Consider the following 22425-nt stretch of genomic DNA (forward strand, 5'->3'; position numbering starts at 1 on the left):
GAGTGTGGCGTGAGGGTAATGCGCAAAAGCCGCTTTGCTGCGTTTTATCGCACAAATCTTTACTTAACAGACGAACTTCGGCATTATCTTGCCGGTTCAAAAAAATATGGTAGTGATACCCCCGAGGATTAGATGGCCAAAGAAGACAATATTGAAATGCAGGGCACCGTTCTGGAAACGTTGCCTAATACTATGTTCCGCGTAGAACTGGAAAACGGTCACGTGGTCACTGCGCATATCTCCGGTAAAATGCGTAAAAACTACATCCGCATTCTGACGGGCGACAAAGTGACAGTTGAGCTGACCCCGTACGACCTGAGCAAAGGCCGCATTGTCTTCCGTAGCCGTTAATTATTGAAGCACGCACGTGCAAGAATTTGAGAGCCGGACGCGCAGTCCGGCTTTTTTCGTTTCCGAATACGATGCGCCCCGCTTTTCGGGGATGATGCCAACATCAACACCAGTATGCTACGCATAAAAAAACCGGACATCAGTCCGGTTTTTTATTTCAGGCAGGAAGATTAATGTGCGGCTTCCGGTTTGTGCTTTTGTGCACTCTGGAAGTCATATTTCAGCTCATCTTTCTCTTTATCCAGTGTTACCGTTACCTGGCCGCCATCAACCAGCGAACCAAACAGCAGTTCATTGGCGAGCGGTTTTTTCAGGTTATCCTGGATGACGCGTCCCATTGGACGTGCCCCCATCGCACGGTCATAGCCTTTTTCCGCCAGCCAGTTGCGGGCATCCTGACTGACTTCCAGCGACACGCCTTTCTGATCCAACTGCACCTGGAGCTCGACGATAAATTTGTCGACCACCTGATGGATCACCTCAGTCGACAAGTGATCGAACCAGATGATGTTGTCCAGACGGTTGCGGAACTCCGGCGTAAAGATCTTTTTGATCTCTTCCATCGCATCGGTACTGTTATCCTGGTGGATAAGACCAATCGATTTACGTTCGGTTTCACGCACCCCGGCGTTAGTGGTCATCACCAGCACCACATTGCGGAAGTCCGCTTTGCGCCCGTTGTTATCGGTCAGCGTACCGTTATCCATGACCTGCAACAGCAGGTTAAAGACATCCGGATGCGCTTTCTCGATCTCATCAAGCAGCAGGACCGCATGAGGATGTTTAATGACCGCATCCGTCAGTAAGCCGCCCTGATCAAAGCCGACATATCCTGGAGGCGCACCAATCAAACGGCTGACGGTATGACGCTCCATATATTCGGACATATCAAAACGCAGCAGTTCGATACCCAGCGCTTTGGAAAGCTGGACCGTCACCTCGGTTTTCCCGACTCCGGTAGGACCGGCAAACAGGAAGGAACCGACCGGCTTATGATCGTGGCCCAGACCCGCACGGCTCATCTTGATGGCTTCGGTTAATGCCTCAATGGCTTTATCCTGCCCAAAGACCAGCATTTTCAGGCGATCGCCGAGATTTTTCAGCGTATCGCGATCGCTTTGCGACACACTCTTCTCAGGAATACGCGCGATGCGGGCCACCACCGATTCGATATCCGCCACGTTGATGGTTTTTTTACGCTTGCTGACGGGCATCAGTCGTGCACGCGCGCCAGCTTCGTCAATCACATCAATCGCTTTATCCGGCAGATGACGATCGTTGATGTATTTCACCGCCAGCTCCACCGCCGCACGCACCGCTTTCGCGGTGTAGCGCACGTCATGGTGTGCTTCGTATTTCGGTTTCAGGCCATTGATAATCTGCACAGTCTCTTCGACAGAGGGTTCAGTAATATCAATTTTCTGGAAACGACGCGCCAGCGCACGGTCTTTCTCAAAAATGTTGCTGAATTCCTGATAGGTCGTCGACCCCATCACGCGAATCTTACCGCTGGAGAGCAACGGTTTGATCAGGTTAGCGGCATCCACCTGTCCACCCGACGCGGCACCCGCACCAATAATGGTGTGAATTTCGTCGATAAACAGAATGCTGTTGCTGTCCTGCTCAAGCTGTTTCAACAGCGCTTTGAAACGCTTCTCAAAGTCACCGCGGTATTTGGTGCCCGCCAGCAGAGAACCGATATCCAGCGAATAGACGGTGCAATCGGCCATAATTTCAGGCACGTCACCCTGCACAATACGCCATGCCAGACCTTCGGCAATCGCCGTCTTACCGACACCGGATTCTCCCACCAACAACGGGTTATTTTTACGGCGACGACAGAGAACCTGAACAGTGCGCTCAAGCTCTTTGTCACGCCCAATCAACGGGTCAATACCGCCGACACGAGCAAGCTGATTGAGATTGGTGGTGAAGTTTTCCATACGTTCCTCCCCGCCTGCTTGCTCTTCATTATTCGCCTGACTGCTTGAATCAGAAGAGGATTGTCCCGGCTCGTCTTTACGTGTGCCGTGAGAGATGAAGTTAACCACGTCAAGGCGGCTCACTTCATGTTTGCGTAGCAGATAAGCCGCTTGCGACTCCTGCTCGCTGAAAATGGCAACCAGCACGTTCGCCCCGGAAACTTCGCTACGACCGGAGGACTGAACGTGAAACACCGCGCGCTGTAAGACACGCTGGAAGCTGAGCGTCGGTTGAGTATCGCGCTCCTCTTCACTCATCGGCAGGACGGGTGTGGTTTGTTCGATGAAGGCTTCGAGTTCCTGTCGCAACGCCACCAGGTCCACAGAACACGCTTCCAGCGCTTCGCGGGCCGAGGGGTTACTGAGCAATGCCAGTAACAGGTGTTCGACGGTCATAAACTCATGTCGGTGCTCACGCGCTCTGGCGAAAGCCATGTTTAAACTGAGTTCCAGTTCTTGATTGAGCATTGGCACCTCCCCCAAGTTTTATGCCTGCATTCAGGCTCTTTCCAGCGTACACAACAACGGATGCTCGTTTTCCCTGGCATATTTATTAACCATCGACACTTTCGTTTCTGCGACTTCTGCGGTGAAAACACCACAAATTGCCTTTCCACGATAGTGCACAGTCAGCATCAATTGCGTTGCACGTTCTACATCATAAGAAAAGAACTTTTGTAGCACGTCAATAACAAATTCCATTGGCGTGTAATCATCGTTCATTAACATAACTTTATACATGGATGGCGGCTTTAGCGCGTCACGCAGTTTTTCATCCGCCAGGTGGTCAAAATCCAGCCAGTTATTGGTCTTGCCCATCGTCAGTTTTCATCTTAGGTTACAGGTTCCGACCCAAATCAATCGGCCGATTACATGAGTCTAGATGTATTTTTAATCTACATCAGGTGTTAGATAACTATCATCTATCGTTGTCATCCGCGACGGCTGTCACAAACCCCTCCAATAGCGTTAACTGCTTCAAATTTTTGATTGATGCACCCCGCATAACCCCTGCCAAACGCTTGACGCGATGCCTGATTTCTCTAAATTGTACAGGCGAGAGTTGGCGAGGTTTTGAACAAACCCACACTCTGCCACCGGTTCATTCCATCTTACTTAAATAAGATTTACGAAGGATGTCGAAGCATGGAAACGGGTACTGTTAAGTGGTTCAATAATGCCAAAGGGTTTGGTTTCATTTGCCCCGAAGGCGGCGGCGAAGATATCTTCGCACATTACTCCACCATTCAGATGGATGGTTACAGAACGCTAAAAGCCGGGCAAACCGTCCGGTTTGATGTACATCAGGGCCCTAAAGGCAATCATGCCAGTCTCATCGTGCCCGTAGAAGCAGAAGCCGTCGCCTGACGGCGCTTTCTTCATTGTGTACATGCCGCAGTTAAAATGCCAGTCCAGTCGACTGGCATTTTTATTTACTCGCGAGCCAGCGCATCCACCGGGTCCAGTCGCGCCGCGCTGCGGGCTGGCAACCAGCCAAACAGCACGCCAGTAAAGGTTGAGCAGATAAAGGCCGTCAATAGCGCAACTGGCGAAAAGCCTATCTCCCAACCCGGCAGGAACAATTGCAGCGTGAAAGCGATAGCCATCGAGAGTGCCACACCCAGCGCGCCCCCCACCAGACATACCAGCACGGCTTCAATCAAAAACTGCGCCAGTACATCGCTCGCCCTCGCACCCACCGCCATGCGGATACCAATCTCTCGGGTTCGTTCCGTTACTGATACCAGCATAATATTCATTACACCAATACCGCCAACCAGAAGTGAGATTACCGCAACCAACGTTAAAAACAGCTGAAGAGTACGTGTGGTCTTTTCTGCCGTTTTCAATACACCGTCCATATTCCAGGTGAAGAAATCCTTTTTGCCGTGGCGTAATGACAGCAACCGCGTAAGCTGCTGCTCCGCCTGCTCACTGCTGTAACCTTCATTGACTCGCACGGTAATGGAGTTCAACCAGGACTGGCCCAGAACGCGGGCCGAGAGGGTGGGATAAGGCAACCAGACGCGCAAAATCTTACTGCTGCCAAACATTGACTGCTTCTCTTCTGCCACACCAATCACCGTGGCGGGCATATTTCCCACCAGAATCACTTCGCCGGTAACCTGCGCTTTGTTCGGGAAGAGCTGACGACGCGTATTGCTATCGAGAACCACCACCTGTGCCCGTCCTTTTTCCTGCTCGCTGTTGAAGGTGTTCCCTTCGCTAAAGGTCATGCCATAGACGTTGAAATACTGACCGCTAACGCCATTCGCGCTGGCCGCCACATCAATGTTTCCACTGCGCAGGCGCACGTTTTGCGAGACAGATGGCGTGGCCGAGCGCACCCATGGCTGCTTTTGGATGGCGACCATATCGTCGTATTTCAGCGCCTGCTGATACTGAGGGTCGTCATCGCCGAAATCTTTACCGGGGTAGACATCAATGGTGTTGGTGCCGATGGCTCGAATATCAGCCAGTACCAGTTGTTTAGCGGCATCGCCCACCACCACAATCGACACCACCGAGGCAATGCCAATAATGATGCCGAGCATGGTGAGCAAGGTACGCATCTTATTTGCCGCCATCGCCCGCCACGCCATCATCAGCGCTTCCTGCAAACGCCCGGAGAATTGTCGCCAGTTGCCGGGTTCCGTCCCTGCACTCATTGTCTTCGGCGCGTTGTCGTGCTTCGTAGAGGGAGGATTCTTAATTATCTCGCCATCGCGGATTTCGATAACTCTTTCAGCCTGCGCGGCAATGTCCGCATCGTGGGTGACGATAATGACCGTGTGACCACGATCGCGAAGCTGATGCAGGATAGCCATCACCTCTTCACCCGAATGGCTATCCAGTGCGCCGGTAGGTTCGTCAGCAAGGATAACCTGCCCGCCGTTCATCAGGGCGCGCGCGATACTAACGCGCTGCTGTTGCCCACCTGAGAGCTGCGACGGCGGATATTCCATCCGTTCATCTAAGCCCAGTCGCGCCAGTAGCTCCTTTGCCCGCGCCAGACGTGCCTTACGATCAACGCCTGCATAAACGGCGGGAACTTCGACGTTCTGCGCGGCCGTAAGATGCGACAATAGGTGATAGCGTTGAAAGATGAAACCGAAGTGTTCCCGGCGCAGCCTGGCCAGCGCATCGCCATTGAGCGTTGCAATATCAATCCCCGCAACCCGATAGCTGCCGCTGGTCGGCTTATCCAGGCAACCCAGGATATTCATTAATGTTGATTTGCCGGACCCGGAAGCCCCGACAATCGCCACCATCTCGCCGGCATGGATATCAAGGGTAATGCCTTTAAGAACCTCTACCTGCCCGTCACCGGAAGGATAACTACGGCGAATGCCTTTAAGTTCGAGCAACGCCGTCATTTATTAGCCCCCGGTTTGATTTCCGAAATGACCACCTCCTCTCCGGCATCCAGCCCTTTTGTCACCTCAGCATCAGTATCATTGCGGGCACCCAGCGTCACTTCACGATCGCGCACTTCACCGTTACGTAGCACTTTCACTTTGTAGCGGTTATCACCCACCGGATCGCCTAACGCGGCAAGCGGCACAGTAAGGACATTTTTCACACCCGTTAACTGAATATGTACCTGCGCCGTCATTTCCAGACGAAGAATGCCTTGCGGGTTAGGCACCTCAAAACGCGCATAGTAAAAAATGGCGTCATTCACTTTCTGCGGCGTGGGGAGAATATCCTTAAGTTTGCCTTCATAGCGGGTGTCCGGGTCACCCAGTACGGTAAACCAGGCCTTTTGTCCCGGTTTGAGGTGGATGACATCAGCCTCGGATACCTGCGCTTTCACCAGCATGGTACTCATATCGGCGAGGGTCAGAATATTCGGAGCCTGCTGAGCGGCAATGACCGTCTGGCCCTGCAAGGTGGTGATTTCCGTCACCTCACCCGCCATAGGCGCAACAATGCGGGTGTAATCAAAATTGGCTTTCGCCGTGTCGAGCGTCGCCTGATTACGCTGAATCTGGGCATCTATAGTACCAATCTGCGCCTCTTTAACCGCCAGGTCGGTAATCGCCGTGTCCAGATCCTGACGCGAGATAAGATGCGTTTTAGCCAGTTGTTGCTGGCGTGTGAGCGTGACCGCAGCCAGTTTGCGCTCAGCCTGAGCCTGACGACGTTGCGCACGCAACTCCATCAGGGTCGCTTCCACTTCCTTGATCTGGTTTGTTGCCTGTTCCGGATCGATAACGCCGAGCAGTTGATCTTTTTTAACTTTATCCCCGATATTCACCGACAGCGTTTTGAGCTGCCCGCTGACCTGAGCGCCAACATCAACTTTGCGCAAAGCATCCAGCTTACCGGTCGCCAGCACGCTCTGCTGCAATTCGCCCGGGCGAACGATCAAGGTTTGATAGTGAGGCACTGGCGCATTCAACTGCTTAAAGAGCCATATCGCCGCCAGTACGATCAGTACTATCAGCACCAGCCAGATTTTTCGACTTCTTCCCTTCAAATTCATAACTTTTCCAGATATCCAAACTGACTCTATTGATGCCAGTATTCATTAAACAATTGCTCAACGAAACCCAATCTTCTTTTTTTTCACATAATTCATTTATTCGACGTTAAGACATATTTTGTTGAAATATTGACATTACGCTTACAATTCGAGTTTGTGTCATGTCCACTATCGCTGGAATCGCTTCACCCGTACTCTGTGCAAAAACAGGCTGGCAACTTTTTTGCCGTCTTGCCAGTGGCAAATTAATGTCAGGTTTTGCCTGGAAAAATCCCTCTTATCGGCGAAAATTTCTGCTGCGCTCTTTGCTCAAACCACTCGGCACCGCGAAACTGCTATCCAGCCTGGCACAGCACCCGGATTTATTGCTTATTCTTAATGCCCAGCCGGGTTTGCCCTGCCGATTACATCGCCCGTGGCTGTCATTAACCTTCGACGAGAAAAAAACACTCGCCGCGCTCGATTATCATTACAAAACCCTTTATGCGCGCTTACCCACCGAGGTACGTTCAGGTTTTTTTACGCCGCAGGGCGTCACCTTTGCTAAATTAACCGGCAAGAATGGGGAGCAGTATACTATCCGTTTTTATACGGACCCGATGCAGGACAAAGAAGGTGAAGCGACACTGGTTTTTTGCGATGAGCAGCGAACCCAACTGGCGGGAATGACCTTCGCGCTGTGTCTATACGAAGGGAAACGCACGCTGTTTATCGGTGGCCTGCAGGGCGCAAAAGCGAATATTCCCCATGAGTTTATCCAGGCCGCAACCAAGAGTTGCCACGGCTTATTTCCTAAACGTCTGCTGCTGGAAGCCTGTACAGAGCTGGCATCTTACCTGGGTATGGAGCAAATTATCGCCGTCAGTAATGACACGCATATTTACCAGAGCTGGCGCTACCGCAAGAAAAAACAGGACAAGCTGCACGCCGACTACGACAGCTTCTGGGAATCGCTCAGCGGCGAACGTACCGCCGAGGGAACCTTCCGCCTGCCAATGTTGATTGTGCGAAAAACCATGGAAGAGATTGCCAGTAAAAAACGCGCGGAGTATCGCCGCCGCTATGATTTACTGGATTCACTGCAAAACCAGATGCGTCAGATTTTACACCGTTAATCCGCTCTCCCGCGCGCCAGCCAGAGTACGCGGGAGAACATCTTACGTAGAAGTAATGGCACCGACTCCACGCCCCGCCGCCCCGCTTCCATCGCGACTTCAATAGCTAAGTCGGGTTTCGACGAACGATGAATCGCTTTGATAATGATACGCCGCATATTCATCGGCACATTTTCAGGCAACTGCGCCACACGGCGATACACATCGTCAAACCCCTCGCGAAACATAAAATGCTCCATGTCCAGCGCCGGCAGTTCGGTTAAGTGCTCACGCACCTGGTCACGTTCCTCGTTCAGCAGACCGCGCACCGTTGCCGCGTATTTTTTGCCCGCTTCATCCCCGTCGACCAGCACATGCCATTCAATGCCCATGCGTCTGGCGAATTTGATCAAGGGCTTTAACCCGGACTGGGCGAACTCAATAACCTTAATCCCTTCCGCGTCGAAATGGTGCCCGCACTGACGTGCCAGTTCGTTAATCACCCAGGTCTCCGTTTCCCCTTCTACCAGAAGCCAACAGCGGGCAAACAGCGCCGATGCACGGTTAAAACGAATATGGAAGGCAATACGCCGCCCCTCCTCTGCGTTCATGCCGCCCGGCCCCAGCCGCCATGCAGCAACCCGTGAAGACTCCCTCACAAGGCGGCATACATGCTCAACAGGGGTGAGCGAAAGCAGTTCTCCTGAGTTAGTGGTCGTGATTTGCTGTAACGGCAGCAAGTTGAGTAATTGCCAGGCGACGGAAAGCATAATGGGGTGCAGTCGTGTTTCCGGATCTTCAACCAACAGAAGCGGTCGGGCGTCGCGGTCCAGGCGCACTGTCCCTTTGGCCTGTAACAACGTCGCAAAAAAGCCTAACAGAATGACCCGGTACATACGGCCGCCGGGTTTATCGATCATACGGTTAATGATATCGAGGTAACGCCAGCTACGCTGCTCATCGTGAGAGCGACGGCGCATCAGGCGCTGATGGGATGGACCGCTGCCCTGTTCAGCAAAATAGTGCTCCAGCAGTTGCACCATGGCTGAAAGCCCGTGGCGAATTTGCCCGTCCGTCAGGTTTTGCGGATGGGTCACCAGTTCCCGTGAGAGAAAATCAAGCTGACGCGCGGTTGCTTCTACTTCCAGCGTCTGCGGCAGCGAACCATTACGGATACGTCGCATAAAACGCGCATCACGCAGACGTAGCACCGGCATCAGGCGGATAAGATGGCGCGCCAGGTCATCAATATCGTCGAGTATCAGCGGGTGCCCCTGGGCATCAAGAAAGCTTCGTAGCGTCATGACGCTCTCATCTTGCGCCAGTTCCCCTTCCAGACGGTAAAACAGACGTTGATAGCCATCATCGCTGGGCACCCAGCAGGGCTGAAGCGGTCGATAACGGCGTGTACGGTACCGCCCCGGTTCGGATTCACGAAACGTCAGGATAATGTGCAGATGGTGTTCCCGCCCCTGAATATCTCCCGGCGGAAACCAAAAATCTTCACGTACAAAATGATATAAATCTGTTTCCGGCGAGAGCAACAACGTCAGCGCATCCAGCAGGCTTGATTTACCCCAGGCATTTTCCCCGATCAGGACGTTGGTTTGTTCCAGCATCAGCGATAGCCGATTGATACCGCGAAACCCGACAATCTCTACGCGCTCCAGAATCATAGCCCCTCCGGGAAATATGTCTTTTTTCCATTAAGTTAGCTCAAGTATAGCGGCATGAAACGGGGCAAAACACCGTATTTATCATAGATTAAGCATCTTTGAATGTGAGCCAGTGTATCGACGCGCTTATGGTTTAATTTTTTAGCGCATGGCTTATTTCATTCGAAATAATTTCCTGCTGCGTTTCTTCGTTCATCGAAAGGCTATTATCATCATTTTGCCTTAAATCAAATTTAAGCCATTTATTTGGCTGGTTCTCACGCGTCATTATTTCTAAAATAGTGACACAGCAGCCAGAAAAATGTTTTTGGCTGTCTTCACAGGATGTAGATTTTTATTGAGGATATTATGTTTAGAAAATTAGCGGCGGAATGTTTCGGGACATTCTGGCTGGTATTTGGTGGTTGCGGGAGCGCGGTATTAGCTGCGGCATTCCCAGAACTGGGAATTGGTTTTGTTGGCGTAGCGCTGGCATTTGGTTTAACCGTATTAACGATGGCTTACGCTGTCGGGCATATTTCTGGTGGGCATTTTAATCCCGCCGTAACCCTGGGGTTATGGGCGGGTGGTCGTTTCCCGGCAAAAGAGATTATCGGCTATATTATTGCGCAACTGGCAGGCGGGATAATTGCTGCCGGTGTGCTATACCTGATTGCCAGCGGTAAAGCGGGCTTTGATGCTGTCGCCAGCGGCTTTGCGTCAAATGGCTACGGCGAACATTCTCCTGGTCAATATTCCATGACCTCAGCCATCATAATAGAAGTTGTTCTGACTTGTGGCTTCCTGTTAGTTATTCTCGGCGCGACGGATAAATATGCACCTGCTGGTTTTGCCCCTATTGCCATTGGCCTTGCTTTAACGCTGATACATTTGATCAGTATCCCTGTAACAAATACCTCCGTTAACCCGGCACGTAGCACCGCAGTGGCACTCTTTCAGGGTGGCTGGGCGCTAAATCAATTATGGCTATTTTGGGTCATGCCAATTATTGGCGGCATCCTTGGGGGGATTTTGTATCGCACTCTGCTGGAAAAACGTGATTAATTCGAATTAAGCCAATAGGTTATTGGTTTATTTTATCTCTTCGTTTTACGTTGTCAGTTACTCCGAACATTCCTTCTGCCTCTAAGCGGCAACCGGCGTTTTTCATTTAAGAGAGACGCCGGTATCTTCGCCCCTGCCAGTATTGCTAATAATTCTCTTTATTATTAAGCGCCCTCTCTCGTTTTAACATTTACCCCTTAAGCGGTAGACTGGCGGCCTTAAAATTGCGCTAAATCAATCTCTCTGCACATTGCATAAAAAACATCTTTTAAGCCTTTCGGGAGCAGCATAATCTTAAACATGCATTTTAAATATAACTTTAATTTATAAGGTGTGACTATGTTTTGTGTGCAATGTGAACAGACCATCCGTACCCCGGCTGGTGATGGCTGCGCTTATGCGCAGGGTATGTGCGGCAAAACGGCCGAAACATCGGACCTGCAGGATCTGCTGATCGCCGCGCTGCAAGGGCTGTCAGCCTGGGCCAGCAAAGCGCGTGAATACGGCATTATCGTTCATGACATCGACAACTTTGCCCCGCGCGCCTTCTTCTCTACGCTGACAAACGTCAACTTCGATTCCGTGCGTATCGTTGGCTATGCGCGTGAAGCGATTGCCTACCGTGAAGCCTTAAAAGCACAGTGCCTGAGCAAAGATCCGGCAGCCACGGTTGATAACCCGATGGCAGAACTGCAACTGGTCAGCGACGACCTGGGCGATCTGCAGCGTCAGGCGGCAGCCTTCACACCAAATATTGATAAAGCGGTTATCGGTGAAAATATTCTCGGCCTGCGCCTGCTGTGCCTGTACGGCCTGAAAGGGGCCGCAGCCTATATGGAGCATGCCCACGTACTCGGCCAGTACGACAACGAGATTTACGCCCAGTACCATAAAATTATGGCGTGGCTGGGTACCTGGCCTGCTGATATGAATGCCCTACTCAACTGCTCGATGGAAATCGGTCAGATGAACTTTAAAGTGATGAGCATCCTGGATGCGGGCGAAACCAGCGCCTACGGTCACCCGACGCCGACTCAGGTCAACGTAAAAGCGGTTGCCGGTAAATGCATCCTGATTTCCGGTCACGATCTGAAAGACCTCCATAACCTGCTGCAGCAGACCGAAGGCACGGGTGTTAACGTCTATACCCATGGCGAAATGCTGCCAGCCCACGGCTACCCGGAACTGCGTAAATATAAACATCTGGTAGGTAACTACGGCAGCGGCTGGCAGAATCAGCAGGTTGAATTTGCCCGCTTCCCGGGCCCCATCGTGATGACATCTAACTGCATCATCGACCCGACTGTCGGTTCCTATGATGACCGTATCTGGACGCGCAGCATCGTCGGCTGGCCGGGTGTCAATCATCTGGAAGGCGATGACTTCACCCGCGTTATCGATCAGGCACAACAACTGGCAGGCTTCCCGTACAGCGAAATCGAGCACCTGATCACCGTTGGTTTTGGCCGTCAGACGCTGCTCGGTGCAGCCGATACCCTGATTGATTTGGTGAGCCGTGAAAAACTGCGTCACATCTTCCTGCTTGGCGGCTGTGATGGCGCGCGCGGTGAACGTAACTACTTTACCGACTTCGCCACCAGCGTACCGGATGACTGCCTGATCCTGACCCTGGCGTGCGGTAAATACCGCTTTAACAAGCTGGACTTCGGCAATATCGAAGGCCTGCCGCGTCTGGTGGATGCCGGTCAGTGTAACGACGCCTACTCGGCCATTATTCTTGCCGTCACGCTGGCGGAAAAACTGGGCTGTGGCGTGAACGACCTGCCGCTGTCACTGGTGCTTTCCTGGTTTGAACAGAAAGCAATTGTGATTCTGCTGACCCTGCTCTCACTCGGCGTCACCAATATCGTGACCGGCCCAACGGCGCCAGGCTTCCTGACGCCAGATCTGCTGGCAGTACTGAATGAGAAATTCGGTCTGCGTTCAATCACGACCGTAGAGCAGGATATGCAGCAGTTACTGGGCGCGTAAGGAGTAGAGAATGACGATGCCAACCCCGCAGTGTCCGTGGCGTATGCAGGTTCACCACATCCAACAAGAAACACCGGATGTCTGGACGCTGTCGCTGTTATGCCACGATTATTACCCGTACCGCGCGGGACAATATGCGCTGGTCAGTATTCGCAACAGCGCTGAGCAGATGCGTGCCTATACGATCTCCTCCACGCCGGGCGTCAGCGAATACATCACGCTGACCATCCGTCGTCTTGATGGCGGTCTGGGCTCAGAGTGGCTGACGCGAGACGTCAAACGCGGCGATTATCTCTGGCTGTCTGATGCGCAAGGGGAGTTCACCTGCGACAACAAAGCCAGTGATAAATTACTCTTGCTGGCGGCGGGCTGCGGGGTAACACCGATCATGTCGATGCGCCGCTGGCTGGCAAAATACCGTCCACAGGTTGATGTGCAGGTTATTTTTAGCGTGCGCTCACCCCAGGATGTGATTTTTGCCGATGAGTGGAAAAACTACCCGGTTACCCTGGTGGCGGAAAACAACGCCACGGCTGGCTTCCTTGCCGGTCGCCTGACGCAAGAGATCCTGCGCAGCGTCCCGGACCTTGCTGCCCGTACCGTCATGACCTGTGGTCCAGCGCCTTATATGGACCAGGTTGAGAAAGACGTTAAAGCTCTGGGTGTGACGCAGTTCTTTAATGAGAAGTTCTTCACCCCGGTGGCAGAAGCGGCAACCAGCGGTCTGACATTCACCAAACTACAGCCGGCGAAAACGTTCTACGGTCCGATTGGCACTACGTTGCTGGAAGCATTCGAAAGTAACAAGGTGCCGGTCAATGCGGCCTGTCGTGCGGGTGTCTGCGGGTCTTGCAAAACGAAAGTGATGTCCGGTAAGTACAGCGTCACCAGCACCATGACATTAACACCACAGGAAATTGCTGAGGGTTATGTTCTGGCCTGCTCCTGTCACCCGGAAAGCGATCTGGTACTGGCATAACCGCCAGTACCCTGTTAAGCAAAAGCCCTTCCTTTTCAGGGAGGGCTTTTTTAAAACCTTAACGCCACTCGGCTGGCGCAACGGAGTAACGCCCCGCGCCCAGGAAGGCCAGTGCCAGTGCGGCAACAAAGAAATAGACCAGGCTTTCGATCGCCCATGCGCCCGTCTTATCCAACATTGCCGTGTTGTTAATACCCACCATCAACCAGGCAACGACCATTGTAAATGCCAGCACCAGCGCTGCCGGACGGACCAGAATGCCCAAAATGATCAGGGCTGGGCAAACCACTTCGCCAATCAGCACACCGTAAGCGATAAAACCAGGCAATCCTTTCGCCACCAGCATACCCGCGATGCCATCAATACCGCCGATGAGCTTGTGCAATCCGTGGAACAACATCAATCCACCGACAGTCAAACGCAGCAATAAACGACCAAAGTCTTCGTGTGCCAACATCTTATTAACAGAACCTAACATAGATTTAACCATTTGAAATGATTCCTATTTTTATTCGACTGTATGCAGATTATTCCTAATCCAAAAATAAATAAAGCCCTAACTAATAAGGGGCAATTTACGCACAAATAATGACATTTCATCGACTACGCTTGTAGACGGAACAATAAGATGGAGGCGTAACGATGAAACAGACTGTAGCCGCTTATATCGCCAGAACACTTGAGCAGGCAGGGGTGAAACGCATCTGGGGTGTAACCGGAGATTCGTTAAACGGATTAAGCGACAGCCTTAACCGCATGGGCACCATAGACTGGATGTCCACGCGCCATGAAGAAGTTGCTGCATTTGCGGCAGGCGCGGAAGCGCAACTTACCGGTGAGCTGGCCGTCTGTGCTGGCTCCTGCGGGCCTGGCAACCTGCATTTGATTAACGGGCTGTTCGACTGCCATCGCAACCACGTACCTGTGCTGGCGATTGCCGCTCACATTCCTTCAAGCGAAATCGGCAGCGGCTACTTTCAGGAGACCCATCCGCAGGAGTTGTTCCGCGAATGCAGTCACTATTGTGAGCTGGTTTCGACCCCCGAACAGATCCCGCAGGTGCTGGCCATCGCCATGCGCAAAGCCATACTTAACCGTGGTGTTTCCGTTGTCGTCATACCCGGAGATGTGGCGTTGAAACCGGCACCAGAGAGCGCCAGCAGCCACTGGTATCCGGCCCCACAACCAGTGGTAGTACCCGCTGAGGAAGAGTTGAAAAAACTGGCGCAGTTGCTGCGCTACTCCAGCAACATCGCCCTGATGTGCGGCAGTGGCTGTGCGGGCGCACATAGTGCGTTGATCGAGTTTGCCGGTAAGTTGAAAGCGCCTGTCGTGCATGCCATGCGCGGTAAAGAGCATGTGGAGTATGACAACCCGTACGATGTTGGCATGACCGGGTTGATTAGCTTCTCGTCGGGTTTTCACACCATGATGAATGCCGATACGTTAATCCTGCTCGGTACCCAGTTCCCCTATCGGGCGTTTTATCCCACGGATGCCAAAATCATTCAAATTGATATCAATCCAGGCAGCATTGGCGCCCACAGCAAGGTAGACATGGCGCTGGTGGGTGATATCAATGCCACCCTCACCGCCCTGCTCCCGCTGCTGGAAGAAAAAACCGATCGCCGTTTTCTGGACAAAGCGCTGGAGCACTATCGCGATGCGCGTAAGGGGCTGGACGATCTGGCAAAACCCAGTGAGAAAGCCATCCACCCGCAATATCTGGCGCAACAGATCAGCCATTTCGCCAGCGACGACGCCATCTTCACCTGCGATGTAGGCACACCGACCGTCTGGGCTGCACGTTATCTGAAAATGAACGGTAAGCGCCGCCTGCTGGGATCGTTCAACCACGGTTCGATGGCCAATGCGATGCCCCAGGCACTGGGGGCGAAAGCAACCTACCCACAACGGCAGGTTGTGGCGATGTGCGGCGATGGTGGTTTCAGCATGCTGATGGGGGATTTTCTCTCGGTGGTGCAAATGAAGCTGCCTGTCAAAATCATCGTTTTTAACAATAGCGTGCTTGGCTTTGTGGCGATGGAGATGAAGGCTGGCGGGTATCTCACCGATGGCACGGAACTGCACGATACCAATTTTGCCCGAATTGCCGAAGCGTGCGGGATTACCGGTATCCGGGTGGAAAAATCCGCCGATGTGGATGAGGCTCTCCAACGGGCTTTCTCCATTGATGGCCCGGTGCTGGTGGATGTGGTGGTCGCCAAAGAAGAGCTGGCCATCCCACCGCAGATCAAACTGGAACAGGCCAAAGGCTTTAGCCTTTATATGCTGCGCGCCATTATCAACGGACGTGGCGATGAGGTGATGGAACTGGCGAAAACGAACTGGCTCAGGTAAAACATCCTTTTTGTCTCGACACAAAATCCTTCATGATGTATCAGGATGGCACGTCTTCTAACCCCAGACGCGGAGATAACAATGCGACGGGGGTTAGCGGGCACAGCCTGCACAGAGGCAGCCTGAGGGATGACGTGTAAATAAGGAAGTGCCATGATCGATTTACGCAGTGATACCGTCACCCGCCCGGGGCGCGCCATGCTGGAACATATGCTGGCAGCGCCCGTCGGGGACGATGTTTACGGGGATGACCCGACCGTCAATGAACTGCAGCGTTACGCGGCTGCGCTGGGCGGTAAGGAAGCCGCGCTGTTTCTGCCTACGGGTACCCAGGCAAACCTGGTGGCATTGCTCAGCCACTGCGAGCGCGGCGAAGAGTACATTGTTGGCCAGGCCGCACATAATTACCTGTACGAAGCCGGTGGCGCTGCCGTTCTGGGCAGTATCCAGCCGCAGCCTATCGACGCCGCACCGGACGGCAGCCTGCCGCTCGATAAAGTGGCCATGAAAATCAAGCCGGACGATATCCACTTTGCCCGCACCCGCCTGTTAAGCCTGGAAAACACTCACAACGGTAAAGTCCTGCCACGCGACTACCTGCGTCAGGCGTGGGAGTTTACCCGCCAGCGCAATCTTGCGCTGCATGTTGATGGCGCGCGTATTTTCAATGCAGTGGTGGAATATGGCTGTGCGTTGCGCGACATCACCCAATATTGCGACTCGTTTACTATTTGCCTCTCTAAAGGTCTTGGCACGCCCGTCGGGTCACTGCTGGTGGGAAGCAAGGATTACATCAGGCGCGCTACGCGCTGGCGTAAAATGACCGGCGGCGGCATGCGTCAGGCGGGAATACTGGCGGCAGCCGGTCTCTATGCGCTTGAGCACAATGTCCAGCGGCTGAAAGACGATCACGATAACGCGGCCTGGCTGGCGGCACAGTTGCGTGAAATTGGCGCCGACGTGATGCGCAATGACACCAATATGCTGTTTGTCCGCGTAGGGGAAGAAAACGCGGCGGCGCTCGGAGCCTTTATGCGTGAGCGCGATGTGCTGATTAACGCTTCGCCGATTGTGCGCCTGGTGACCCATCTGGACGTCAGCCGCGATCAGCTTGCCGATGTTGTTTCTCACTGGCAGGCGTTTTTGCAGCGTTAAGGAGCAGGGTGTGCCGCAACGAATTCTGGTGCTCGGGGCCAGTGGCTACATTGGTCAGCACCTGATCCAGGCGTTAAGTCAGCAGGGTCATGAGATTCTCGCTGTGGCACGCCATCTTACTCGCCTGCAAAAACAGCAGTTGCCGGGGGTAAGTTGCCATGAAATGGATCTTATCTGGCCAGACAATCTCCCGGCGCTGTTTCAGGGGATCGATACCCTCTACTTCCTGGTGCATAGCATGGGCGAGAGCGGCGACTTTATCGCCCAGGAGCGACAAATTGCCCTCAACGTGCGCGATACGCTGCGGCAATGTCCGGTCCGGCAGGTGATTTTTCTCAGCTCACTGCAGGCCAAAGGATCCAGTGACTCCAGCCATCTGATTGCCCGCCAGCTCACCGGCGATATCCTGCGCGACGCGGGGGTTCCTGTTACGGAATTGCGCGCCGGGATTATTATTGGCGCAGGCTCGGCCGCGTTTGAAGTGATGCGCGATATGGTTTATAACCTGCCGGTGCTGACGCCGCCGCTGTGGGTGCGTTCACGTACCACTCCCATTGCGCTGGAGAATCTGCTCCACTACCTGCTGGAGTTACGCCATCATCCGTCGCAAGAGCACCGCGTTTTTGAGGCTGCCGGCCCGGAAACGCTGAGTTACCAGCAACAGTTTGAACACTTTATGACGGTCAGTGGCGTTACCCGTCCGATGATCCCTGTCCCTCTGCCCACCCGGCTTATCTCGGTCTGGTTTTTACAGGTCATCACGTCCGTGCCGCCGACTATTGCGCGCGCGCTGATTCAGGGGTTAAAGCACGATCTGCTGGCTGACGATGGCCCCCTTCGCCAGCTCATCCCCCAACCGCTGATCACTTTCGACGAAGCGGTTCGTCGTACGCTTCGCGAAGAAGAGAAACTGGTGAATTCCAGCGACTGGGGATATTCCCCGCAGGCATTTGCACGCTGGCGTCCGCAATACGGCTATTTCCCCAAACAGGCAGGCTTCACCGTTGAAACTGCCGCCAGTCTGGAGGCGCTGTGGGAGGTGGTTAATCAGATCGGCGGTAAAGAGCGTTACTTTTTTGGCAATGTTCTCTGGCAAACCCGCGCCGCGCTGGATCATCTGATCGGCCATCGTCTGGCGAAAGGCCGTCCGCAGCGTCCGTTTTTGCAGCCAGGCGACCAGGTTGATAGCTGGAAAGTGATCATCGCCGAGCCGCAAAAGCAATTAGCACTGCTGTTCGGGATGAAAGCGCCGGGGCTGGGTCGCCTGAGCTTTACCCTCACCGACAAAGGTCAATACCGTCTGCTGGATGTGCGCGCCTGGTGGCATCCGCACGGTATGCCAGGGCTGCTCTACTGGCTGCTGATGATCCCCGCGCATCTGTTTATTTTTCGGGGCATGGCGCGGCGAATTGCGCGACTGGCAGAACAAAACGCAGAAAAAAAGTAAATTCAGACATTATTCTTTCATGTTTCCCATTGCATACCGCCCTGTTTCACGGAAGAATGCGCACGCAATGATTGCGGGTCACTATAGTGGATTGCTATGAAGGTTCTGGTCACAGGCGCAACCAGCGGTTTAGGCCGAAACGCCGTCGAATATTTGCGTCAAAAAGGCATTAGCGTACGCGCAACGGGCCGCAACAAAGCCATGGGCGAGTTGCTGACAAAAATGGGCGCTGAGTTTATTCACGCCGATCTGACCGAGCTGGTCTCTTCGCAGGCCAAAGTGATGCTCGCCGGGGTGGACACCCTGTGGCACTGTTCCAGTTTTACCTCTCCCTGGGGTACACAGGCAGCCTTTGACCTGGCGAACGTCCGGGCAACCCGCCGCCTCGGCGAATGGGCCGTGGCCTGGGGCGTGCGTAACTTCATTCATATTTCATCGCCATCACTCTATTTCGATTATCACCACCATCACGACATTCGTGAGGATTTCCGTCCGGCGCGCTTAGCTAACGAGTTCGCCCGTAGTAAAGCCGCCAGCGAAGAGGTGATTCAACTGCTTGCGCAGGCCAACCCCAATACCCGTTTTACAGTTTTACGCCCGCAGAGTCTGTTCGGGCCGCACGATAAAGTCTTTATCCCCCGCCTGGCGCAGATGATGCACCACTACCGCAGCATCTTACTGCCGCGCGGTGGGCAAGCGCTGGTCGATATGACCTACTATGAAAACGCGGTGCATGCGATGTGGCTGGCAAGCCAGCCCGTTTGTGATGCGCTGCCGTCCGGGCGAACGTACAACATCACCAACGGCGAGCCGCGCACCCTGCGTAGCATCGTGCAAAAATTAATTGACGATTTAGGGATGGACTGCCGCATCCGCTCGGTGCCTTATGCGATGCTGGATATGATCGCACGCAGCATGGAACGTTTCGGCGACAAATCAGCGAAAGAGCCTTCGCTCACCCATTATGGGGTATCCAAGCTGAACTTCGATTTCACGCTGGATATCCAAAGAGCGAAGGACGAGCTGGGATATGAGCCTATTGTCTCTGTCGATGAGGGCATTGCCCGCACGGCTTACTGGCTGCGGGATCACGGGAAGTTGCCGCGCTAAACGGCCCTTCCCTCAAGCGTCCTCATCCCTGACCATATTTTTCCAGCAGTGCCTCGGCAATCGCCTGGCTTTCCGCATCGGCTATGCCATTCCATAATGCCGGGCGGAAATGCATCTGGAAGGCCATAATCACCCTTTTCTGCTGGGCGGCGCTCATCTCCGGTTTGACCTCATAACCGTAGCGCGCCAGCAGATCGAGCAGTGAGGCCGTCTCTACCGCTTCATACGGCGCGCGACCATTCAGATAGAATGCCACACGCGAGGCATCCGGCCATGCCCCTATCCCCTGTGACGCCAGTTCACGCCACGGGAAAAGTGGCCCCGGATCATCTTTGCGCTGCGGGGCGATATCCGAATGCGCCACCACGTTCTGTGGCTGGATGTGATAACGACTGACAATGTCTTTCATCAGCGGAACCAGCGCGGCAATCTGTTCAGGCTCAAAGGGGGTAAATCGCTTCACCCCTGCCACGTTTTGCCAGCCACGGTTTTCCAGCTCAATACCGATAGAGGTATCATTGATTCGCGTGGCGTTGCGCCAGTAGCTGATCCCCGCATGCCAGGCCAGCTCACTTTCCGGCACCAGTTGCCAGATACGCGGCTTACCGTGATGGACAGGCGGGTGCGCCGGAATCAAATAGTGCGAACTCACCTGCTTATCGGTGAGCGTCGCCAGCGAAACATCAAAGTCATCCGCCGTGTAGTGCACCACCAGCACTTTGATACGCGGATACGCCGCCTGCGCCTGACGGCGGGTATCAAGCTGGTAACCGTCTTTATCGACGATCCCCTTCTCACCCGCACAACCCACCAGAAGCAGCGCTAACAACAGTAAGGATAAAAAGCGGCTCATCAGCGTGTTTTCACCGCCGTACCGCTCACACTCACCATCAGCATGCTGCTGTCTTTGCCCACCGTTTCGTAATCGATATCGATACCCACAACGGCATTCGCGCCCAGCGCTTTTGCCTGCTCGCCCATCTCGCGAAACGCAATTTCACGCGCCTTGCGCAGCTCTTTTTCATACGCGCCTGAACGGCCCCCCACGATGTCGCGAATACCGGCGAAAAAGTCGCGAAAAATATTGGCCCCCAGAATCGCTTCGCCGGTGACGACGCCGCAGTATTCGACAATCGGCTGGCCTTCGAGGGTGGGTGTTGTTGAAAATTGCATCAGCGTCTCCTTTTGATACTCAGTGCGTTATAAAGCACATTATCGGAGCAATACACTATTCTTGAAAGGTGGTTATATCCGAAGAGAAAATAAGGAAATCAATATGCGCTACTCTGCTTTGACTCTCGTTTTACCGTGCGCGCTGCTGCTCAGCGCCTGTACCACGGTTACACCAGCGTTTAAGGATATCGGAACCCGCAGCGGCCCTTGTATCGAAGGCGGTCCCGATACTGTTGCACAACAATTTTACGATTATCGCATTGAGCACCGCAGTAATGATTTTTCCGCACTGCGTCCGTACCTGAGCGACGATCTGGCGGCTTCGCTCACCGCGGCCAGTAAAGATAATCGCAATACCACGCTCCTGAAATCCGATCCCTTCTCCAGCAGAACCGTCATGCCAGAGAAAGCGAGCGTTGCCAGCGCCTCAACGATCCCGAACACCGATGCGCGAAACATTCCACTGCGGGTCACCCTGACTCAGGGCTCCCAAAGCTGGCAGGATGAAGTGCTGATGATCCGTGAAGGTCAGTGCTGGGCTGTGGACGATGTACGCTACCTCGGTGGCGCGGCGCATGCTCCGGCCGGGACATTGCGCCAGTCTGTTGAGCATCGCTAACAAGATGCCCATGAAAGTGGGAAATATGCATTAATCCCCGCAAAATGTCTGGCATTCGAGCGCGAATGCCGACATTTATGCCTGCTTCCATCACGCCCCGGTATTTTGTGCTAACTTTATGTGTGAATGCGGTTTATATTTAAGTTTTAACGCACAAATATTGCATAACTATTCTGCGAACGTTACTATTTGCGGCCTCAATTGCTATTAGATTGCCTCGATGAGTATAAAATTAAACGGCATTAACTGCTTCTATGGTGCGCACCAGGCGCTCTTTGACATTACGCTTGACTGCCCGCACGGTGAAACACTTGTGCTGCTTGGCCCGAGTGGCGCGGGTAAGAGCTCATTATTACGCGTATTGAACCTGCTTGAGATGCCGCGCTCCGGTCAGTTAAGCATCGCAGGCAATCACTTCGATTTTGCCAAAGCCCCTTCTGACAAAGCGATTCGCGATTTGCGTCAGAACGTGGGTATGGTGTTTCAGCAATACAATCTTTGGCCGCACTTAACGGTAGCCCAGAACCTGATTGAAGCCCCGTGCCGCGTGCTGGGCCTGAGTAAAGATGAGGCGCTCGCCCGTGCGGACAAACTGCTGGAACGTTTACGTCTTAAGCCCTACAGCGATCGTTATCCGCTGCATCTTTCCGGCGGCCAACAGCAGCGTGTGGCGATTGCCCGCGCCCTGATGATGGAGCCGCAGGTTCTGCTGTTTGATGAACCGACAGCCGCGCTGGACCCGGAAATTACCGCGCAAATCGTCAGCATCATCCGTGAACTGGCAGAAACCGGCATTACGCAGGTTATCGTGACCCATGAAGTGGAAGTGGCGCGCAAAACCGCCAGCCGCGTGGTCTATATGGAAAACGGTCATATTATCGAACAAGGGGATGCGAGCTGCTTTGCTTCGCCGCAGACCGACGCGTTTAAATATTATTTATCTCACTGAGTTC

At 53.5% G+C, this 22425-nt stretch carries 20 protein-coding genes; 12 read left to right on the forward strand and 8 right to left on the reverse strand.

Annotated features, from left to right (window positions below; all coding sequences use genetic code 11):
• Positions 1-132: 132 nt before the first annotated feature.
• Entirely contained in the window at positions 133-351 is a 219-nt protein-coding gene (gene infA / locus MRY16398_RS19590; protein ID WP_001040187.1) for a translation initiation factor IF-1, read from the forward strand.
• Between the two features lie 170 nt (positions 352-521).
• Here infA and clpA read toward each other — a convergent pair whose 3' ends face one another.
• On the reverse strand, positions 522-2801 hold the full coding sequence (gene clpA, locus MRY16398_RS19595) for an ATP-dependent Clp protease ATP-binding subunit ClpA (RefSeq protein WP_039078527.1): 2280 nt from the start codon (positions 2799-2801) through the stop codon (positions 522-524).
• Between the two features lie 30 nt (positions 2802-2831).
• The gene (gene clpS / locus MRY16398_RS19600; protein WP_039078526.1) at positions 2832-3152 is read right to left on the reverse strand and encodes an ATP-dependent Clp protease adapter ClpS; all 321 of its coding nucleotides are present in this window, start codon (positions 3150-3152) and stop codon (positions 2832-2834) included.
• A 327-nt stretch (positions 3153-3479) separates the two neighbouring features.
• Between clpS and cspD the strand changes: the two genes are divergently transcribed.
• The gene (gene cspD, locus MRY16398_RS19605) at positions 3480-3701 is read left to right on the forward strand and encodes a cold shock-like protein CspD (protein ID WP_039078525.1); all 222 of its coding nucleotides are present in this window, start codon (positions 3480-3482) and stop codon (positions 3699-3701) included.
• A 65-nt stretch (positions 3702-3766) separates the two neighbouring features.
• Here the strand turns inward: cspD and macB are convergent, their stop codons facing one another.
• Positions 3767-5710: a macrolide ABC transporter ATP-binding protein/permease MacB gene (gene macB / locus MRY16398_RS19610; protein WP_110295639.1), complete on the reverse strand. Its 1944-nt coding sequence runs from the start codon at positions 5708-5710 to the stop codon at positions 3767-3769.
• The gene (gene macA / locus MRY16398_RS19615) at positions 5707-6822 is read right to left on the reverse strand and encodes a macrolide transporter subunit MacA (protein ID WP_071196079.1); all 1116 of its coding nucleotides are present in this window, start codon (positions 6820-6822) and stop codon (positions 5707-5709) included. The genes macB and macA overlap by 4 nt, the downstream gene beginning before the upstream one ends.
• Positions 6823-6983: 161 nt before the next feature.
• Between macA and MRY16398_RS19620 the strand changes: the two genes are divergently transcribed.
• The gene (locus MRY16398_RS19620) at positions 6984-7937 is read left to right on the forward strand and encodes a VirK/YbjX family protein (RefSeq protein ID WP_071196078.1); all 954 of its coding nucleotides are present in this window, start codon (positions 6984-6986) and stop codon (positions 7935-7937) included.
• On the opposite strand, the gene MRY16398_RS19625 is transcribed toward MRY16398_RS19620, so the two are convergent.
• Entirely contained in the window at positions 7934-9592 is a 1659-nt protein-coding gene (locus MRY16398_RS19625; protein ID WP_039078521.1) for an ATP-dependent endonuclease, read from the reverse strand. The genes MRY16398_RS19620 and MRY16398_RS19625 overlap by 4 nt on opposite strands.
• 348 nt (positions 9593-9940) lie before the next feature.
• On the opposite strand from MRY16398_RS19625, the gene aqpZ reads away from it, so the two are divergent.
• From aqpZ to hcr, 3 genes are all read left to right on the forward strand, one after another.
• A complete protein-coding gene (gene aqpZ, locus MRY16398_RS19630; protein WP_079498330.1) occupies positions 9941-10636 on the forward strand; it encodes an aquaporin Z in 696 nt (231 codons plus the stop codon).
• 339 nt (positions 10637-10975) lie between these two features.
• Positions 10976-12628 carry a hydroxylamine reductase gene (gene hcp / locus MRY16398_RS19635; protein WP_103245785.1) on the forward strand — a complete coding sequence of 551 codons (1653 nt, stop codon included), beginning with the start codon at positions 10976-10978 and terminating at the stop codon, positions 12626-12628.
• Between the two features lie 10 nt (positions 12629-12638).
• Entirely contained in the window at positions 12639-13607 is a 969-nt protein-coding gene (hcr, locus tag MRY16398_RS19640; RefSeq protein ID WP_107222896.1) for an NADH oxidoreductase, read from the forward strand.
• Between the two features lie 58 nt (positions 13608-13665).
• Here the strand turns inward: hcr and MRY16398_RS19645 are convergent, their stop codons facing one another.
• Positions 13666-14097, reverse strand: a complete 432-nt coding sequence (locus MRY16398_RS19645; protein ID WP_039078517.1) for a DoxX family protein — start codon at positions 14095-14097, stop codon at positions 13666-13668.
• A gap of 152 nt (positions 14098-14249) precedes the next feature.
• Between MRY16398_RS19645 and poxB the strand changes: the two genes are divergently transcribed.
• From poxB to MRY16398_RS19665, 4 genes are all read left to right on the forward strand, one after another.
• Positions 14250-15968, forward strand: a complete 1719-nt coding sequence (poxB, locus tag MRY16398_RS19650; protein WP_125125048.1) for a ubiquinone-dependent pyruvate dehydrogenase — start codon at positions 14250-14252, stop codon at positions 15966-15968.
• A gap of 153 nt (positions 15969-16121) precedes the next feature.
• On the forward strand, positions 16122-17123 hold the full coding sequence (ltaE, locus tag MRY16398_RS19655; RefSeq protein WP_107222897.1) for a low-specificity L-threonine aldolase: 1002 nt from the start codon (positions 16122-16124) through the stop codon (positions 17121-17123).
• 10 nt (positions 17124-17133) lie between these two features.
• Positions 17134-18570 (forward strand): SDR family oxidoreductase, encoded by a 1437-nt coding sequence (locus tag MRY16398_RS19660; RefSeq protein WP_125125049.1) that lies wholly within the window; start codon positions 17134-17136, stop codon positions 18568-18570.
• Between the two features lie 96 nt (positions 18571-18666).
• A complete protein-coding gene (locus MRY16398_RS19665; RefSeq protein ID WP_107222898.1) occupies positions 18667-19680 on the forward strand; it encodes an NAD-dependent epimerase/dehydratase family protein in 1014 nt (337 codons plus the stop codon).
• Positions 19681-19702: 22 nt separating this feature from the next.
• On the opposite strand, the gene MRY16398_RS19670 is transcribed toward MRY16398_RS19665, so the two are convergent.
• Both MRY16398_RS19670 and MRY16398_RS19675 read right to left on the reverse strand, forming a co-directional pair.
• Positions 19703-20533: an N-acetylmuramoyl-L-alanine amidase gene (locus MRY16398_RS19670; RefSeq protein WP_125125050.1), complete on the reverse strand. Its 831-nt coding sequence runs from the start codon at positions 20531-20533 to the stop codon at positions 19703-19705.
• Entirely contained in the window at positions 20533-20853 is a 321-nt protein-coding gene (locus tag MRY16398_RS19675) for a heavy metal-binding domain-containing protein (RefSeq protein WP_039078511.1), read from the reverse strand. The genes MRY16398_RS19670 and MRY16398_RS19675 overlap by 1 nt, the downstream gene beginning before the upstream one ends.
• A 103-nt stretch (positions 20854-20956) precedes the next feature.
• On the opposite strand from MRY16398_RS19675, the gene MRY16398_RS19680 reads away from it, so the two are divergent.
• Together MRY16398_RS19680 and artP are read left to right on the forward strand one after the other, a co-directional pair.
• Positions 20957-21472 carry a lipoprotein gene (locus tag MRY16398_RS19680; RefSeq protein ID WP_071196070.1) on the forward strand — a complete coding sequence of 172 codons (516 nt, stop codon included), beginning with the start codon at positions 20957-20959 and terminating at the stop codon, positions 21470-21472.
• Between the two features lie 220 nt (positions 21473-21692).
• Positions 21693-22421: an arginine ABC transporter ATP-binding protein ArtP gene (gene artP / locus MRY16398_RS19685; RefSeq protein WP_125125051.1), complete on the forward strand. Its 729-nt coding sequence runs from the start codon at positions 21693-21695 to the stop codon at positions 22419-22421.
• Positions 22422-22425 lie beyond the last annotated feature (4 nt).

The sequence above is a fragment of the Phytobacter sp. MRY16-398 genome (assembly GCF_003925915.1).
GTDB classification, from domain to species: domain Bacteria; phylum Pseudomonadota; class Gammaproteobacteria; order Enterobacterales; family Enterobacteriaceae; genus Phytobacter; species Phytobacter diazotrophicus.

What these genes read in the sequence shown, in the direction of transcription:
- infA (WP_001040187.1), top strand. Translation starts at nt 133, where the DNA reads ATGGCCAAAGAAGACAATATTGAAATGCAGGGCACCGTTCTGGAAACG.
- clpA (WP_039078527.1), bottom strand. Translation starts at nt 2,801, where the DNA reads ATGCTCAATCAAGAACTGGAACTCAGTTTAAACATGGCTTTCGCCAGA.
- clpS (WP_039078526.1), bottom strand. Translation starts at nt 3,152, where the DNA reads ATGGGCAAGACCAATAACTGGCTGGATTTTGACCACCTGGCGGATGAA.
- cspD (WP_039078525.1), top strand. Translation starts at nt 3,480, where the DNA reads ATGGAAACGGGTACTGTTAAGTGGTTCAATAATGCCAAAGGGTTTGGT.
- macB (WP_110295639.1), bottom strand. Translation starts at nt 5,710, where the DNA reads ATGACGGCGTTGCTCGAACTTAAAGGCATTCGCCGTAGTTATCCTTCC.
- macA (WP_071196079.1), bottom strand. Translation starts at nt 6,822, where the DNA reads ATGAATTTGAAGGGAAGAAGTCGAAAAATCTGGCTGGTGCTGATAGTA.
- MRY16398_RS19620 (WP_071196078.1), top strand. Translation starts at nt 6,984, where the DNA reads ATGTCCACTATCGCTGGAATCGCTTCACCCGTACTCTGTGCAAAAACA.
- MRY16398_RS19625 (WP_039078521.1), bottom strand. Translation starts at nt 9,592, where the DNA reads ATGATTCTGGAGCGCGTAGAGATTGTCGGGTTTCGCGGTATCAATCGG.
- aqpZ (WP_079498330.1), top strand. Translation starts at nt 9,941, where the DNA reads ATGTTTAGAAAATTAGCGGCGGAATGTTTCGGGACATTCTGGCTGGTA.
- hcp (WP_103245785.1), top strand. Translation starts at nt 10,976, where the DNA reads ATGTTTTGTGTGCAATGTGAACAGACCATCCGTACCCCGGCTGGTGAT.
- hcr (WP_107222896.1), top strand. Translation starts at nt 12,639, where the DNA reads ATGACGATGCCAACCCCGCAGTGTCCGTGGCGTATGCAGGTTCACCAC.
- MRY16398_RS19645 (WP_039078517.1), bottom strand. Translation starts at nt 14,097, where the DNA reads ATGGTTAAATCTATGTTAGGTTCTGTTAATAAGATGTTGGCACACGAA.
- poxB (WP_125125048.1), top strand. Translation starts at nt 14,250, where the DNA reads ATGAAACAGACTGTAGCCGCTTATATCGCCAGAACACTTGAGCAGGCA.
- ltaE (WP_107222897.1), top strand. Translation starts at nt 16,122, where the DNA reads ATGATCGATTTACGCAGTGATACCGTCACCCGCCCGGGGCGCGCCATG.
- MRY16398_RS19665 (WP_107222898.1), top strand. Translation starts at nt 18,667, where the DNA reads ATGAAGGTTCTGGTCACAGGCGCAACCAGCGGTTTAGGCCGAAACGCC.
- MRY16398_RS19670 (WP_125125050.1), bottom strand. Translation starts at nt 20,533, where the DNA reads ATGAGCCGCTTTTTATCCTTACTGTTGTTAGCGCTGCTTCTGGTGGGT.
- MRY16398_RS19675 (WP_039078511.1), bottom strand. Translation starts at nt 20,853, where the DNA reads ATGCAATTTTCAACAACACCCACCCTCGAAGGCCAGCCGATTGTCGAA.
- MRY16398_RS19680 (WP_071196070.1), top strand. Translation starts at nt 20,957, where the DNA reads ATGCGCTACTCTGCTTTGACTCTCGTTTTACCGTGCGCGCTGCTGCTC.
- artP (WP_125125051.1), top strand. Translation starts at nt 21,693, where the DNA reads ATGAGTATAAAATTAAACGGCATTAACTGCTTCTATGGTGCGCACCAG.